This is a genomic window from Advenella kashmirensis WT001 (assembly GCF_000219915.2).
Classification (GTDB): Bacteria; Pseudomonadota; Gammaproteobacteria; order Burkholderiales; family Burkholderiaceae_B; genus Advenella; species Advenella kashmirensis.
In genome coordinates, this window is the sequence record NC_017964.1 from 618,984 (window position 1) to 634,123 (window position 15,140).

Here is a 15,140-nt window from a genome sequence, read left to right on the forward strand (position 1 = left end):
GACATCATGACCATGATTGACCCGCATCAAATGGTGTTCAACGCCATCCGCAGCGTGCCTGACTGGCCGAAGCCGGGCATTACATTTCGTGATATCACACCTGTGTTACAAGACCCGCGCACCTTTCGGGTTCTGCTGGATATTTTTGTTTATCGGTACATGCGTGAACGGCTGGATCTGATTGCCGGCATTGATGCGCGCGGCTTTATCGTGGGCAGCGTACTGGCCTATGAACTCAAGCTGGGGTTTGTGCCGGTACGCAAGAAAGGCAAGCTGCCTTTTCAGACACTGGCCGAAGAATACTCTCTGGAATACGGCAATGCCAGCGTCGAAATGCACACCGATGCCGTGCGTCCCGGCCAGCGCGTGCTGCTGGTGGACGATCTGATTGCGACTGGCGGTACCATGCTGGCGGCAGCCAAACTGTTGCAGCGCCTGGGTGCCAATGTTGTGGAAGCGGCTGCCATTATTGATTTGCCCGAGCTGGGTGGGTCGAAATTGTTGCGGGAAAATGGCGCATCCGTTTTTACGGTCTGTGAGTTCTGAGGCCTTTCGGTCTGATTAGAGGGTGTCTTGGGTGTTTGCTGCAAACCTGGCGCAGCGATCTGCTGCGCCTTTTGTCGGCACGCAGGAAGGCCGGTGTTGTGTGATGCAACTGGCATTCTAGTGATAACGGCAGGATCCGTTATGGCGTGATACAAGCTGGGCCCTGGCGCAGGCCATCAGGGGAAGTTGCCGGTTTCTCCTGATGCCCAATGTGCGCCTTCAATGTGCTTCTTATATACTGACTGCTACGGTGGTTGTTTCTACAGAAACAGCTTGTATGCCGGATTCTTGCTTTCGTTCTCGTACGGATAGCCAATTTGCGAGAGAAATTGCTTGAACGCCTTTTTGTCGGCAGGCGGAACCTGTATACCGATCAGCACCCGACCATAATCAGAGCCCTGGTTGCGGTAATGAAACAGGCTGATATTCCATTCGGGATTCATGGTATCCAGAAAGCGCATCAACGCCCCGGGGCGTTCCGGGAACTCAAAGCGGTACAATTCTTCATTGTCTGCCAGCGGCGAATGGCCACCGACCATGTATCGCAAATGTGATTTGGCCAGATCATCGTGGGTCAGGTCCAGGGCTTCGAATTTCTTGCGGCGCAGGGTGTTGGCCAGTTTTTCGGCTTCAGCATGTGAGCTGATCTGGATCCCGACAAAGACATGCGCCTTTTGCGCGTCTGAAATGCGATAGTTGAATTCGGTCACGCTGCGGTTACCCAGCAGCGTGCATAATTGGCGAAAGCTGCCACGCTCTTCGGGCATGGTAACCGCAAAGATGGCTTCGCGCGCTTCGCCCATATCGGCCCGTTCTGCGACAAAACGCAGCCGGTCAAAGTTCATGTTGGCGCCCGAGGCAATGGCAATGACGGTCTTGTTTTTCCAGCCGTGTTCAGCGGCGTAGCGTTTGGCGCCCGCCAGGCCAAGCGCGCCAGCCGGTTCTACCACGTTGCGGGTATCCTGAAACACATCCTTGATGGCCGCGCATAACTCGTCGGTATTGACGGTGATGATATCGTCTACATATTTATGAATCAGGCGGAAGGTTTCGCTGCCGACCTGCTTGACGGCGGTGCCATCGGAAAACAAACCCACGTCGCTCAGATTGACGCGGCGTCCGGCGCGAAAACTGCGTGCCATCGCATCGGAGTCTTCTGTCTGTACGCCAATGACAGCGATATCCGGACGCAGTTGCTTGATGTAGGCGGCAATGCCCGCGAGCAGCCCGCCGCCGCCGATAGGCACAAAAACCGCGTCCAGTTTGCCGGGATGCTGATGCAGGATTTCCATGGCAACGGTGCCTTGTCCGGCAATCACATCGGGATCGTCAAACGGGTGCACGAACGTGAGTTTTTCCTTCTTCTCAAGGGTGCAGGCAAATTCATAAGCGTCGCTGTATGAGTCGCCATGCAGCACCGCTTCGCCGCCCAGGCGCTTGACCGCATCTACTTTTACAGCGGGTGTAGAAGTAGGCATGACAATTACGGCGCGGCAGCCCAGCCGCTTGGCCGACATGGCCACGCCCTGGGCATGGTTGCCGGCAGAGGCGGCAATCACCCCGCGTTTGAGCGCTTCCGGGGGCAGGTTGGCCATTTTGTTGTAGGCCCCGCGTATTTTGAAGCTGAATACCGGCTGGGTGTCCTCACGCTTGAGCAGTACTGTATTCTGAATCCGCTGGGAAAGCAGTGTGGCCGGTTCCAGGGCTGTTTCGATTGCGACATCGTAAACACGAGATGTGAGTATGCGTTTGAGGTAGTCGGTTGACATGTTATTTTTGAAAGAAAAGAGGATACAGACAAGCGCTTAAGGTTAACATAGCGGATCTGATTTTGGGATTAAAGCCGGAACCGTCGTTTTCAAAAAGTCGGTCCAATAGGGAAGTTATGGAACATGAAGTAATGTTGTGGGTCAGGGAAATGCTGACTGTGTTGTCCCTTCCTACTGTCGGTTTGCCCGGCATTTTCGTGGTTGCGCTGGTCTCGGCTACCCTGTTGCCACTGGGTTCGGAACCGGTGGTCATTGCCTATCTGAAAATAGCGCCCGACATGTTCTGGCCTGCCATGGTGGTCGCCACCGTGGGCAATACCATTGGCGGGGTGATCACCTACTATATGGGTAAGGCGGCAAAGGTCGCCTATGAAAAGTTCCAGCACAAGCAGGCGCTGGCTGCCGGTGAAATTGTTGACGAGACCGGTCTGGCGGTAGCGGCCGAAGAAAAATACCTGTCCGAAGGCGACGAGGCTGCGCCGTCGCCTGCTGCGCCGGGTAAAGAAGGCGGACGCTGGCACGGCAAGATGACCTATTATTTTGACCGCTTTGGTCCCGCCGCGTTGTTGTTCTCCTGGCTGCCCGTAGTGGGCGATCCCCTTTGCGGTGTCGCCGGATGGATGCGCCTGCCCTTGTTGCCGTGTATTATTTTTATGACCATCGGCAAGTTCCTGCGCTATCTGCTGATGACCTCCGCCGTATTGTGGCTCTGGTAAAAAGCGGCGAAGCCCGGGCTGCGGTGTGGTCTCGGGCTGGAGGGCGATGCCGAGCGTTGATCTCTTGGTGACCGGGTAAATCACAATCATTTATCGACCGGTGACAGAATGGGCCATCGCGTGACCGGCGAGAATGACGCTGTGGTGACTATGTTATTGCGCACCACAGCTATTGCCTCAATGGGCCATCAGCAGCCCTTCCTTTGCAAAAACAGCGTGAATCTGGCGTGCAAACTCCAGCGCATGCGCGCCATCGCCATGCAGGCACAGTGTATCGGCTTGTATCTCCACTTTTTTGCCTGATTGGGCGATCACATAACCCTCACGCACCATCGTCAGCGCCTGCGCTACCGAAGTCTCAACGTCTTCGATCAGGGCGCCGGGCTGACTGCGCGGCGTCAGGGTGCCATCGTCCTGATAGGAGCGATCGGCAAAGACTTCCTGCATGACGTTCAGACCCAGGCCGCGAGCGATGTCTACCTGTCTGCTGCCGGCCAGTGCAAACAGCGTCAGTTGCGGATCGACGTCCAATACCGCCTGGGCAATGGCTGCCGCCAGTTCGGCATGATTGGCCGACATGTTATACAGGGCGCCGTGCGCTTTCACATGATAAAGCCTGCCGCCCTGAGCGCGGGCGACCGCGGCAAGCGCGCCGATCTGCACGACAACCAGGTCATAGGCTTCAATGGGCGTGAGTGCAAAGGGACGGCGACCAAAGCCGCGGATGTCGTCCAGGCCAGGGTGGGCGCCTGGCTTGACGCCCTGTTGCAGCGCCAGTTGCATGGTGCGTCGCATGGTATGCGCATCGCCCGCATGAAAGCCGCAGGCGATATTGGCCGAGGTGACATAAGGCATGATGGCGCCATCGTCACCCATGGTCCAGGCGCCGAAGCTTTCACCCATATCACAATTGAGATCAATTTTCTTCATAGGATTCTTCCCTCTGCCGCAGGCACGTGAAATCGCGACAGTCATACTGGCATTCTATACCGTAAAGGGCTGGCGCTAAACGGAGCCCACCCAATAATGCCGCCACCGGTCCCGCCGTCTCAATCCGAGAACGCAGCGGCAATGCGTGTGGTAAGCGGCTCCAGGGCGTGCAGCAGGTGGGCAAACAACGCTTCACGCTGCCGGAAGATCTGGTGCGCCTGGTCCAGGCTGATCAGTGTCAGCTCAAGGCGCTCGCCAGGTAAACAGCGCGCCAGCACGGGCAGGTCTACGCTGGCGACGTTGGCAATCTTGGGATACCCGCCTGTTGTCTGCCGATCGGCCATCAGAATAATCGGCAGGCCGTCGGGCGGAACCTGAATAGTGCCAAAAGCAGTGGGTTCTGAGAGAATCTGCAAGCCGGGTTCGGGCTCCAGGGATGGACCGTCAAGGCGGTAGCCCATGCGATCCGAGTTCGCGGTAATGGTGTAGGGCGAATTCAGAAACAGGTCTTGCTGCCGGGTGTCAAACAAGGTCCAGTGCGCACCCCGGGTAATCCGAATATGTTGCCGCGCTGCCAGTCCCAGCCCTGCCGGCAGATAGATCCGGAAATCATCCAGAAAGTGGTCAAGTGCGTCAACTGTCGTGGCATTGATCTTGCAGTTAAGAACAAGCGTGTCTGCTTTGACCAGTGCGCGTCCCTGGATGCCGCCCATGCGGCTTTTGATGTCCGTGCTGGCGCTCTCCATGCTGGTGGTCAGCTGTACACCACCGGCAATGGCCAGGCTGGCGCGCGCATGTCCCTGTGGCCTACCATCGGTCATGGGAACCGCGCCGATGTCCAGCACCTGTCCGGCGCGAATCAGGTGCGGGCGGTTAATCGCCAGCGGTCTTTGGTCGCATCGCAGGGAAAAAGGGGCGCCACACACGGCGATACAGGCATCCTGCTGGAATCGGATTTGCGGTCCGGAAAGCGTCATTTCCAGCACCGGCAGGGGCTCGCGATTGCCTACCAGGGCATTGGCCAGCCTGTATGCAACCTGGTCCATGACACCGCAGACTGGTGCGCGTAGGCCTGATAGCCATGCCGTCCGGCGTCCTGAAACAGGGATAGAGGGCCGGGTTTGAGCACCTGCAGACTCATGTTCTCACCTTAACGCGCGGCATATTGTTGCGCCTTGATCTGTTCATACTGTTCGCGGTCAATGGCTTCGAACTGCACTTGGTCGCCCGGCGCATAAAGCGCATAGGGCGGCGTGCTCGGGTCAAACAGGCGCAATGGTGTCGCACCAACAATATTCCAGCCGCCAGGCGATTCATTGGGATAGATGACCGTCTGGCGATTGGCGATCGCGACCGAGCCGGCAGGCAGGCGGTTGCGCGGCGTGCCGCGTCGGCCGATGGCAAGACGGCTGTCGGACAACCCCATATAACCCATGCCAGGGGCAAAACCAAGCATGAAAACGCGAACCGGCGCTGCCGTGTGCAATTGAATCACCTCATCTACCGTGAGCTTGCAGTGCCGGGCAATCTGTGCCAGATCGATGCCCAGTTCGGGGTCGTAGCAAACCGGGATACGGATCTGTCGGGTCGCTTCGGTCACAGCGCCGGCGGTGTCTTGAGGCTGGGTCAGCGGTGCCAGCACCGCAGTCAGGGTATCGATCAGCGCTTTGTGTGCAGGCGGCTCGGCATAAAAGGGATGCAGATACACCCCCAGGGTGGTGAAGGTGGGAACCAGGTCGCTGATATAAGGCAGACCGGCATTATGAATGAGCTCTGCCGCCTGGCGCGCCCGGGCGTTGATGGCCGGATCAATGCTGTCGCCAAAGCGGATGATCAGGCAATGATCGCCTTCAGAGGTAAAGGTCCAGGGGGCGGTGGAATTGACCGGATGTGAACTCATGCGTTGTGCAAATGCTGTCGGAAAAACGGGACCCACTGCAGGCCGATGTGCAAAATAGTGTATCAGTATTCATCTGGTTTCAGGTGCCCGTAGGGGTAAAACCTGAGTCCAATAGCCGTCATTGTCGCCATGCGCACGCCTGTGCATACCGCTTCAGCATGGCGGCTCATGAGAACGGCGCCCGTCAGATCCCGGTCTCGGGCACTGCGATGATGTTGCAGCGGGGCCATCAATCCAGCGAAAGCTGTTTCAGGTCCACAATCCGTTTCCAACTGGCCAAGTCAGTCTGGACGAATTGATCAACCTGCTGTTGATTCTGGTTGTTTTGTACGATCAGGCCCAGGGCTTCGAAGCGCTTGCGAAAGCCCTCGGAAGTAATCACCTGGTACGCAGCCTTATGCAGCTTTTCGGTGACCGCTACCGGTACGTTCTTGTGCACGGCCAGCCCGAACCAGGTGGCAACATGAAATCCCGGAAAACCTGATTCAGCAACGGTCGGCACATCTGCAAGTACCTTTAGCCGCTCCGATGTCGTGACAGCGATGGGCCGCACTTTATTTGCCGATATCAGTGGCAGCGACGTGCTCACAACATCACTCATCAAATCCACATCCCCGGCGGCCACGGCCGTGAGCGCCTGCGCCGTACCGTTGTAGGGCACGTGGGTCATATTCATTTTGGCTTCTTCATTCAAGATCTCGGTCGCCAGATGTAGCGGGCTGCCCTGGCCCACGGACGAATAGTTCAGTCCCTTGGGCACCGTTTTGGAATAGCTGATCAGCTCCTGGATATTGTGTACCTTGAGCTTTGGATTGACGACAACGACCAGGGGCGCTTCGGTTGCAATGGCAAAGACCTTGAAGTCTGTCAGTTTGTACGGCGTTTTTTTGTACAGTAACGGATTCAGTATCATGCTGCCGTTGCTTGCCATCAACAGCGTATAACCGTCGGCACTTGCATTGGCAACGTAGCCGGTACCAATCGATGTATGCGCGCCCGGTTTGTTATCGACCACCACCGGCGTCTTCAGTTGCTCGGCAAGCCCTGGGCCAGCGATCTGGCCATCTGATCTGTCGGGCCGCCGGCGGTATAAGGAACAACCAGCGTAATAGGCTTGGTCGGGTAGTCGGCTGCCCATGCGGCCGTATTCAGGGTTAGTGCCGCAAGCACCAGGCATCCCGTTATTCGTTTCATTGTATTGTCTCTCTGTTTAGTTGATTGTTATAAAAATGGTTTATAGGTAGGTGATCGTTGTATCGCCCAGCGACTGTTGCAATTTCTTTTTGAACAGCTTGCCGGTCTCTTCGCGAGGCAGCTTGTCAATCAAGCCGATTTTCTTGGGAATTTTGTAGCCCGCCAGATGCGTCCTGAGAAACCGGATAAATTCATCTTTATCCAATGTGCGCCCGGCCTTCATTTGCAGCAGGCAGACCAGGCTTTCTCCAAACTCGTCGTCCGGTATGCCGAACACGGCGGTGTCTTCAATGTCCTGTCGCTGGTGGATGAGCTGTTCTATTTCGGCAGGATAGATATTGGCGCCGCCAGAAATAACCATATCCGATTGTCTGTCGGTCACATACAAATAGCCTTCATCGTCCAGATAGCCAATGTCGCCGACAGTCAGCAAGCCATCGCATTCCATGGATTGACGCGCGTCATGATTGTTTTTGTAGGTGAAGTCGGCATAGGCCGGTTGTCGCACGTATATCAGCCCGCTTTGGCCCGCTTGCGCCCACGTGCCGTTTGATCGGATTCTGATTTGAGCATTGCCCAGCGGCTTGCCGGCACTGCCGGGTTTTGTCATTGATTCGTTAGCAGTCATCAACGTGACCAGGCCCATTTCGCTGGAGGCGTAGCTCTCATGGATGACCGGCCCTACCCATTCGATCATCTGGCGTTTGAGCAGGGCAGGGCAGGCCGAACCGGTAGAGGCAACAAATTGCAGGCTGGACAAATCGTATTTTTCTTTGGTCGCTTTTGGCAAATCGAGCATTCTCTTGTACATCGTGGGTACAAGATAGGCAGTCGTTACGCTGTGTTTTTCGATCAGTTGCAGGACTTTTTCTGCATCGAACCTGTCCATCAGGATAAGCGTGCCGGCGTATAGCAGCGCCTGCTGGACATAACTGTTGGTTGCACTGTGATGCAGTGGTGCAGGCATTAACGCTACGCCATTGCCTTTAATGCCCAATGCGCCGGCGATGAGCCGGGTGCTGCAGAAATGTCGGTCCGCAGTTTTTTTGTCCTTACGATGCCTTTTGGTTTGCCTGTCGTGCCCGATGTATAAGGCATATGGGTGCCAAGAAATCGGGAGCGAGGTGATGCTACCGCCCTGCGAGGAATCGCTAAGGAATGATCCAGTTTGTAGTAGGTATGCGCGCGGGCAATTTCTCCACGTTCCTGATCAGCAAGAATGATGCTCGTTTCACTGGGCACAATTGCCTTGATTTTGTCGTAACCTTCACTGCACGTCACAATCACTTTGGCTTCACTGTCGCGCAACAGATAGCTGACTTCGGCCGACGTCAGCCGGTAATTAATCGGACAATAATTATTGCCATATAACATCGAAGCGGCAATGGCTTCAATGAGCGAAGGGCAATTGGGCAGGTAGATGGCAATCACATCCATGTCTGTGATGTGCGCTTGTTCGAATGCGCTGATCAGCAAATCCGTTTGCCGATTTAATGCTTCATTGCTTACCACGGCATCATTGAAAATCAGATTTGCCTTGATCATTGTCTCGTATCCTCTCGTTATCAGAAAAAAGCTTACCGAATCTGCCCGGCAGATACAACGCGCTTGCTCTTAACAGATTGTTTATTAATTATGAACAATATAAAGGAAAACACCTACAATACAAATAGATGATCAATGATGGCACACACAAGGCAGGGGCGTATTTCATATGAAACCTTATGAATACGATTTGAATCTTTTATACGTTTTTCATGAAATTGTGCGCACAGGTTCGCTATCTGCTGCCGGTAGAAAATTGCGCATCAGCCGCTCGGGGGTCAGCCAGAAACTCAAGGCGTTGGAAAGCAGCATTGGCACCCAACTGATACGGCGCTCTACACGCGATATTGACCTGACAGGATCGGGCCAATGTCTGTATGACCATTGCGTGGGAATCTTTGAACAACTGGATACCGCAGAGCGCCAGTTATCGGGCCTGAAAAATGAAATGCAGGGGCATATACGACTGTGCGTGCCCACCAGCCTGGGCCAGGACTACTTCAACACCGTCCTGATCGATTTCATCAAAGAGAATCCGAATATTTCATTCACAATCATTTTCAGCAACAGGATCAAAAATTTCCTTTCTTCCGAAATTGACGTTGCCTTGCAGATAACGACAATTGACACTATCCCCCCAGACTATGTTGCCCGTGAAATAGGTGTCGTTCCCTGGTGCATATGTGCTGCACCTGATTTTCTTGAAACGGTCGGGCCGATTACGCTGCCCCGGCAACTGGCCGCATTACCCTTTATTACACCCACCTACACCGTAGCCAGCCCCAAACTTACTGTTATCACAAGTGAAAACAGCACGGTCCATATTCCACTCAGTTTACGGGTGCAGTCCGAATCGTTGCCGTTTCTCAGGGATAACGTGCTCGGCGGCCAGGGCATTGGCCTGCTGCCGGCGTATTCAATACAAAAAGAACTGGATGAGGGCTCTTTGGTCAGGCTGCTGCCAGATTGCCAAATAAAAGGGTTTGGTGATCGTCTGTATGTGATATCCACACAGACTTTTCATATGACTCAATTGCAAAGACGGTTCATCGACTTTGTCATTCGCAAATTAAGACGGATGTTTGCGTAGCGCATGGTGGCTCGTCATTTTTTTATGCGCTATCAGTCTTTACGATAAGTAGAGCCTGATTGTCTGTTCAGAGTTCAGCTTCGGTTATTTGGACGTGCCGCTGCGCGTTCCCGCGAGGCATCTGGCCGTGGCGCGGGCAAATTACGCGCCGGCATCTTCAACGACCTTGGTCTCCGTGCTCTCGGGGGCGTGGGCCACGAGATTTTCCGGAAAAACAATCTTGAAGGTGCTGCCCTTGTTGATTTCGCTGTCCACAACCAGCTTGGCATTGTGTCGGATGACAATGTGCTTGGTAATGGCCAGGCCCAGGCCGGTTCCGCCCGATGCGCGCGAACGGCTTTTGTCTACCCGGTAAAAGCGTTCGGTAATGCGCGGAATGTCTTTCTTTTCAATGCCCAGGCCCGTATCGGTCACGCTGAAGATGGCCTCACCATGTTCGTTGCGGGCCCAGCGTATGGTAATTTTTCCACCTTCCGGGGTGTAGCGTACGGCGTTGGTCAGCAGGTTGGTGACGGCAGACGCGAGCTCGTTCATCTGCCCGACAACCGCCAGCGTGGGGTCCACGTCGAATTCGAAGGCGTGTGATTCGCGCGAGATTGACTGGGCCTGTACGGCTGCCTTGTCGATAATGGGGGCCAATTGCACGTTGGAGCCCTCGACGATTTCGGTCGATTCCAGGGTGGACAGCGTCAGCAGATCGGCTACGATGGCCAGCATCCGTTGTGCCTGTTCGTGCATCAATTCTTCATATTGCTTGCGCTGTTCTTTGGTGAGCGCCTCATGTGGCAGGTCACGCATGGTTTCAAGAAAACCGATCAGTACTGTCAGCGGGGTGCGGATCTCATGCGAAACGTTGGCGACGAAATCCCTTTGTGTGGTTTGCAGCTTTTCCAGCTGGGTAATGTCCTGGCACAGCAGCAGATATCCTTCATTGGCATGCTGGGTCAGCTGAAATTGCAGGGAGCACACCTGTCCGCCAATTTCCCTGCGACTGCGTAAAGGACGAGTCCATTGACGGCTTTGAGCATAATCGAAAAACTCAGGCAGGCGAATGATATTGAAGATGTTGTAGCCCTTGTCTTTTTCGTAGACCAGGTCCAGCAGTCGCTGGGATTGAGCGTTGCACCATTCTATCTGGAAGGACTTGTCCAGCGTGACTGCTGCAGCCGGTAGCGCCTGTGCCGCCGACAGAACGTTATTGGTCAGTTCGCGCAGCGCGGTGTATTCATTTTGGCGGGTGCGTACGTATTTATAAATCGGCGTGACGATTTCGTCATAGCTGCCCAGGTCGGGCGGTGGGGCGCTGGTGGGGTGGCTGACCCACTTGAGCGTGAGCCTGTGGTGGCGCTGGTGTCCGACAAGATAAATGACGCCGCACGCAGCCAGCAACAGAACGCCGCTGAATCCACCGACGAGCCACTGGATGCCCAGTGCGAGGGCAACGGCAGCAAGATAGGCGAACAGGAGTGAGGGGCGGGGCATGATTGATTATATCCTGAACAGTGGCGTGCGCTGGCCGCCCAACCTTGAAGAAAAACACGGCGCGCCAGCAGTAGCCAGCATCAATAATAAAAACCGGGCCCGCTATGGACGGGCCTGGCGGGCAATCAGGCCGGCAGTTTAGAGGTAAAACGATACCCGCTTCCGCGTACAGTTTCAACCAGATTATGATGGTTGCTCGGCTCAAGCGCCTTGCGCAGGCGACGAATATGTACGTCGACGGTGCGTTCTTCCAGAAATACATGGTCGCCCCAGACCTGGTCGAGCAACTGACCACGGGTGAATACCCGCTCGGGATGTGTCATGAAAAAGTGCAGCAGACGAAACTCGGTCGGGCCCAGCGGCAGGTTTGAGCCGTTGCCTGTGATGCGATGCGAGACCGGATCCAGCTTGAGTCCGGAAATCTCGATTTCATCGTCGGTCAGTTGCGGGGCGCGGCGACGCAGCACTGCCTTGATGCGCGCCATCAGCTCTTTGGGGGAAAAGGGCTTGGTAATGTAGTCGTCGGCGCCGCTTTCCAGCCTTCTACTTTATCAGCTTCGGAGCTCTTGGCAGTGAGCATGATAATGGGGATGTCGCGGGTGCGCTCACTGCTGCGCAGATTGCGTGCCAGATTCAGGCCGGTGGAGCCAGGCAGCATCCAGTCCAGCAGAATCAGATCGGGCAACTCTGCATTGATCAATACCTTTGCCTGTTCAGCATCCAGCGCGCGCAGCACTTTGTGGCCGGCAAAGGACAGGTTGACGGAGATGAGCTCTTGAATTGCGGGTTCGTCTTCGACGACGAGAATTGTGCTGGCCATAATGAAGTAAAATTAAAAAGTCACACGATTGACATTAACCGGAAATACTAGTCTCCAATGGTATTGCCTGATTGTGTCATGTTTGTGACAACCCTGCCTACTTTTCATAAAGATTGCATATGAATTCAGAACGTCCAACGTCCGCCGGGCAATCCGGTACCACGCATTTCGGCTTTCGCACTGTCGATGAACAGGAAAAGGCCGGAAAAGTGGCGCAAGTTTTTCATTCGGTGGCGCAACGTTACGATGTCATGAATGACCTGATGTCCGGCGGCATGCATCGTCTGTGGAAAAGCTTCACAATCGGACGGGCGGGCGTGCGGCCTGGCATGCGGGTGCTCGATATTGCCGGGGGCACCGGTGACCTGGCCCTGGCTTTTGCAGGCAAGGTCGGCCCCACCGGCCAGGTCTGGCATACCGATATTAATTCCTCCATGTTGCAGGTTGGACGGGATCGCCTGACCGATAAGGGGGTGTTACTGCCTACTGTGGTGTGCGATGCCGAGCACCTGCCTTTTCCCGACGAATTTTTTGATGTCGTCACTGTTGCCTTCGGTCTGCGCAATATGACGCATAAGGACCTGGCCCTGCAACAAATGCAACGGGTGCTCAAGCCTGGCGGCAAATTGCTGGTGCTGGAGTTTTCGCGGATCGCGGCGCCGCTGGCGCCTGCCTATGACTGGTATTCGTTCAATATTCTTCCCTGGCTTGGCAAAAAAGTGGCAGATGACGAAGACAGTTACCGCTATCTGGCCGAGTCCATCCGCATGCACCCCGATCAGGAAACGCTGGCGCAAATGATGCGCGACGCCGGCTTGCCGCGGGTTAGCTATTTCAATCTGACCGCCGGTGTGGTGGCGTTGCACGAAGGCGTAAAGCTGTTCTGATCTGAAGTCTGCTCGGGATTGTCCGGGGCAGCTGTCTCGGCGGGCGCAGCGATCAGGCAGATCGATCCTTCATTTTCAGGTCATTACAAAGTAGCTTGCATTAATATTCAGGTTTTTGTAAGATTGAATTGTTTGCTAATTTATTCATTGTGGGTCAATCCCACCGGAGCAATAATCAATGTTCAAAAAGTGGTCTAAATTTCTCGCCGCTGCGATGATTGTCGTGTCATCTGTAAGCATGCTGGCCGTGACCCATGACGCTGAAGCCCGCCGTATGGGAGGGGGCAGCAGTTTCGGACGCCAGTCTTCCAACATTACAACGAACCGGACTCCAGCGGCACAGGCTCCCAATGCCGTCAATCGCACTTCAGCGGCGCCAGCCGGCACTGCTGCCAATGCCGGCGCTGCGGCACAGCGTAGTGGTTTTTCCCGTTTTCTGGGCCCGATCGCCGGTATAGCTGCTGGTCTGGGTATTGCCGCGTTGCTGTCCAGCCTGGGCCTGGGTGGCGCCATGCTTGAGTTCCTGTCCAGCGCGCTTCTTATAGCGATCGTTATTTTTGGCGTTATGTTTATTGTGCGTCGCCTGCGCGGTGGCCAGGCTCGCCCGGCCTTCCAGGGCGCCTCGCCCATGCAGCGCCAGGCGGGCAGCCCCGCGCCGGGTTCACGGCATCAGTACACCGGGCAGGACAGCACCGGTGGCGGCATGCAGCAACAAAGCGGCCTGTCTGCAACAGACTTTTCCGGTAATGCGCAGGCAGCGGCCGAGCCGGCAGACAAAAGCTGGTTTATCCCGGGCGATTTTGATACACCGACCTTTCTGCAAACCGCCAAGAAGCAGTTTGTGACCATTCAGGGCTTGTGGGACAAGGGTGATATTGAAGATCTCAAGAACTATCTGACCGAAGATCTGGTGGCAGAATTGTCTCCGCAAATTACCAGTCGCGCCGGCCAAAGCCAGACTGAAGTCGTGCTGCTCAATGCAGAACTGCTTGGTATCGAGCAGGTTCAGGACGGCCATCTTGCCTCGGTACGTTTCTCCGGCATGTTGCGTGAAGACGCTCAGGAAGCCGCTTTCCGATTCGAGGAAGTGTGGAACCTGTACAAGGAAAACAATTCCGGCTGGCTGCTGGCGGGTATTCAGCAGATTCCGGTGGAAAACGCTTCCTGACTGTAGAGTAGAACGACGTCGGCAAAGTTAGCCGGCACACAAGGCGTGATCATGTTTCGTGATCACGCCTTGTTGTTTTGTGGCCTGGCTGGCCTTTATGACTGCTGCTTATTATTAATAACTAATAGCTATATAAAAATAAATACTAATTATTTTTTCTCTTAAGAAGATTTGGTTATAGTGTCAGATCGTATAGGGAAAATACCGTGAATCTTAGCTTCAACAATGTTTATAAGCAGTTCGGTTCGCTTTCGGTTGTTGAGAATTTCAGCGCCGACTTTCGCTCGGGTGAGATCGTTGCCCTGGTAGGGCCTTCGGGTTCAGGCAAATCCACGCTGTTGCACATGGCTGCCGGCCTGGAGAGCACCACGTCAGGCCATATTGATACCGATTCGCAGCCTGTGACCAAGCCGGACCCCAGCCGCACCCTGGTATTCCAGGAGCATGCGCTGTATCCGTGGCTCACGCTCAAGCAGAACGTTGCCATGGCATTGGAGTTTCAGCAGGTGGCCCGCAAGCAGGCTTACGAGCGTGCCACCACGTGGCTGCAACGCGTGGGCCTGGACGGTTTTGAACATTATTATCCGCATCAGGTTTCAGGCGGCATGCGTCAGCGCGCCGCGCTGGCCCGTGCTTTCATTGCAGAACCGGAAGTGCTGTTGCTTGATGAGCCTTTGGCGCACTGGATGCACTGACCCGGCTCAGCCTTCAGGATGTGTTGCTTGACCTGGTTGAACAGGCCAGGCCAACCGTGCTGCTGGTCACTCATGATGTGGATGAGGCCCTGTTTCTGGCCGACCGCGTCATGGTATTTAGCGCCAGGCCTGCCACGGTCCTTAAGGAATTTAATCTGACCCATCGGGAGCGCTCGCACGATTTGTCGGATCTGGCGGCGGAAAAACGAGAAATTCTCAGCCTGCTGGGTATTGCGGTCACACATGAGGCCAAGCCGGCTGCAAAGCCGATTGAAATGGCTGCCTGAACGCGACGCTGACGGCGCGCTGATGCGATCTTCCTGCCGCGCTCAGTCGGCGTCTGTATGAGGGCATCCGGTATCGGTAAATAATCCGGCAAGCCGATTCAGATAAGCGGC

At 55.2% G+C, this 15,140-nt stretch carries 14 protein-coding genes and 2 pseudogenes; 6 read left to right on the plus strand and 10 right to left on the minus strand.

The window, feature by feature from the left end:
* Positions 1–6 precede the first annotated feature (6 nt).
* Positions 7–546: an adenine phosphoribosyltransferase gene (locus TKWG_RS02965; protein WP_014749397.1), complete on the plus strand. Its 540-nt coding sequence runs from the start codon at positions 7–9 to the stop codon at positions 544–546.
* Positions 547–806: 260 nt separating this feature from the next.
* Here TKWG_RS02965 and ilvA read toward each other — a convergent pair whose 3' ends face one another.
* On the minus strand, positions 807–2,315 hold the full coding sequence (ilvA, locus tag TKWG_RS02970; protein ID WP_014749398.1) for a threonine ammonia-lyase, biosynthetic: 1,509 nt from the start codon (positions 2,313–2,315) through the stop codon (positions 807–809).
* A 116-nt stretch (positions 2,316–2,431) separates the two neighbouring features.
* Between ilvA and TKWG_RS02975 the strand changes: the two genes are divergently transcribed.
* A complete protein-coding gene (locus TKWG_RS02975; protein ID WP_041708945.1) occupies positions 2,432–3,031 on the plus strand; it encodes a YqaA family protein in 600 nt (199 codons plus the stop codon).
* Between the two features lie 177 nt (positions 3,032–3,208).
* Here TKWG_RS02975 and TKWG_RS02980 read toward each other — a convergent pair whose 3' ends face one another.
* From TKWG_RS02980 to TKWG_RS25715, 7 genes are all read right to left on the minus strand, one after another.
* Complete coding sequence (locus tag TKWG_RS02980; protein WP_014749400.1) at positions 3,209–3,961, minus strand: LamB/YcsF family protein; 753 nt, start codon at positions 3,959–3,961, stop codon at positions 3,209–3,211.
* Between the two features lie 119 nt (positions 3,962–4,080).
* A complete protein-coding gene (locus tag TKWG_RS02985; RefSeq protein WP_148274465.1) occupies positions 4,081–5,070 on the minus strand; it encodes a 5-oxoprolinase subunit C family protein in 990 nt (329 codons plus the stop codon).
* A 41-nt stretch (positions 5,071–5,111) separates the two neighbouring features.
* Positions 5,112–5,861 carry a 5-oxoprolinase subunit PxpB gene (pxpB, locus tag TKWG_RS02990; protein WP_014749402.1) on the minus strand — a complete coding sequence of 250 codons (750 nt, stop codon included), beginning with the start codon at positions 5,859–5,861 and terminating at the stop codon, positions 5,112–5,114.
* A 229-nt stretch (positions 5,862–6,090) separates the two neighbouring features.
* Entirely contained in the window at positions 6,091–6,879 is a 789-nt protein-coding gene (locus TKWG_RS02995) for a tripartite tricarboxylate transporter substrate binding protein (protein WP_014749403.1), read from the minus strand.
* Positions 6,880–6,887: 8 nt separating this feature from the next.
* A complete protein-coding gene (locus TKWG_RS24435) occupies positions 6,888–7,055 on the minus strand; it encodes a hypothetical protein (protein ID WP_014749404.1) in 168 nt (55 codons plus the stop codon).
* Between the two features lie 40 nt (positions 7,056–7,095).
* Positions 7,096–8,022: an AMP-binding protein gene (locus tag TKWG_RS25710; protein ID WP_050981511.1), complete on the minus strand. Its 927-nt coding sequence runs from the start codon at positions 8,020–8,022 to the stop codon at positions 7,096–7,098.
* Positions 8,023–8,027: 5 nt separating this feature from the next.
* On the minus strand, positions 8,028–8,600 hold the full coding sequence (locus TKWG_RS25715; RefSeq protein ID WP_050981512.1) for an AMP-binding protein: 573 nt from the start codon (positions 8,598–8,600) through the stop codon (positions 8,028–8,030).
* A 169-nt stretch (positions 8,601–8,769) separates the two neighbouring features.
* On the opposite strand from TKWG_RS25715, the gene TKWG_RS03005 reads away from it, so the two are divergent.
* Positions 8,770–9,690 carry a LysR family transcriptional regulator gene (locus TKWG_RS03005; RefSeq protein ID WP_014749405.1) on the plus strand — a complete coding sequence of 307 codons (921 nt, stop codon included), beginning with the start codon at positions 8,770–8,772 and terminating at the stop codon, positions 9,688–9,690.
* Positions 9,691–9,831: 141 nt separating this feature from the next.
* On the opposite strand, the gene phoR is transcribed toward TKWG_RS03005, so the two are convergent.
* The gene (gene phoR / locus TKWG_RS03010; RefSeq protein WP_014749406.1) at positions 9,832–11,172 is read right to left on the minus strand and encodes a phosphate regulon sensor histidine kinase PhoR; all 1,341 of its coding nucleotides are present in this window, start codon (positions 11,170–11,172) and stop codon (positions 9,832–9,834) included.
* Between the two features lie 125 nt (positions 11,173–11,297).
* Positions 11,298–11,992: pseudogene (gene phoB, locus TKWG_RS03015) on the minus strand (phosphate regulon transcriptional regulator PhoB).
* Between the two features lie 119 nt (positions 11,993–12,111).
* Here phoB and ubiE point away from each other — a divergent pair.
* From ubiE to TKWG_RS03030, 3 genes and pseudogenes are all read left to right on the plus strand, one after another.
* Positions 12,112–12,879 carry a bifunctional demethylmenaquinone methyltransferase/2-methoxy-6-polyprenyl-1,4-benzoquinol methylase UbiE gene (ubiE, locus tag TKWG_RS03020; protein WP_014749407.1) on the plus strand — a complete coding sequence of 256 codons (768 nt, stop codon included), beginning with the start codon at positions 12,112–12,114 and terminating at the stop codon, positions 12,877–12,879.
* Positions 12,880–13,057: 178 nt separating this feature from the next.
* The gene (locus TKWG_RS03025) at positions 13,058–14,047 is read left to right on the plus strand and encodes a Tim44 domain-containing protein (protein ID WP_014749408.1); all 990 of its coding nucleotides are present in this window, start codon (positions 13,058–13,060) and stop codon (positions 14,045–14,047) included.
* Between the two features lie 206 nt (positions 14,048–14,253).
* Positions 14,254–15,029, plus strand: a pseudogene (locus TKWG_RS03030) (ABC transporter ATP-binding protein).
* Positions 15,030–15,140: the final 111 nt, after the last annotated feature.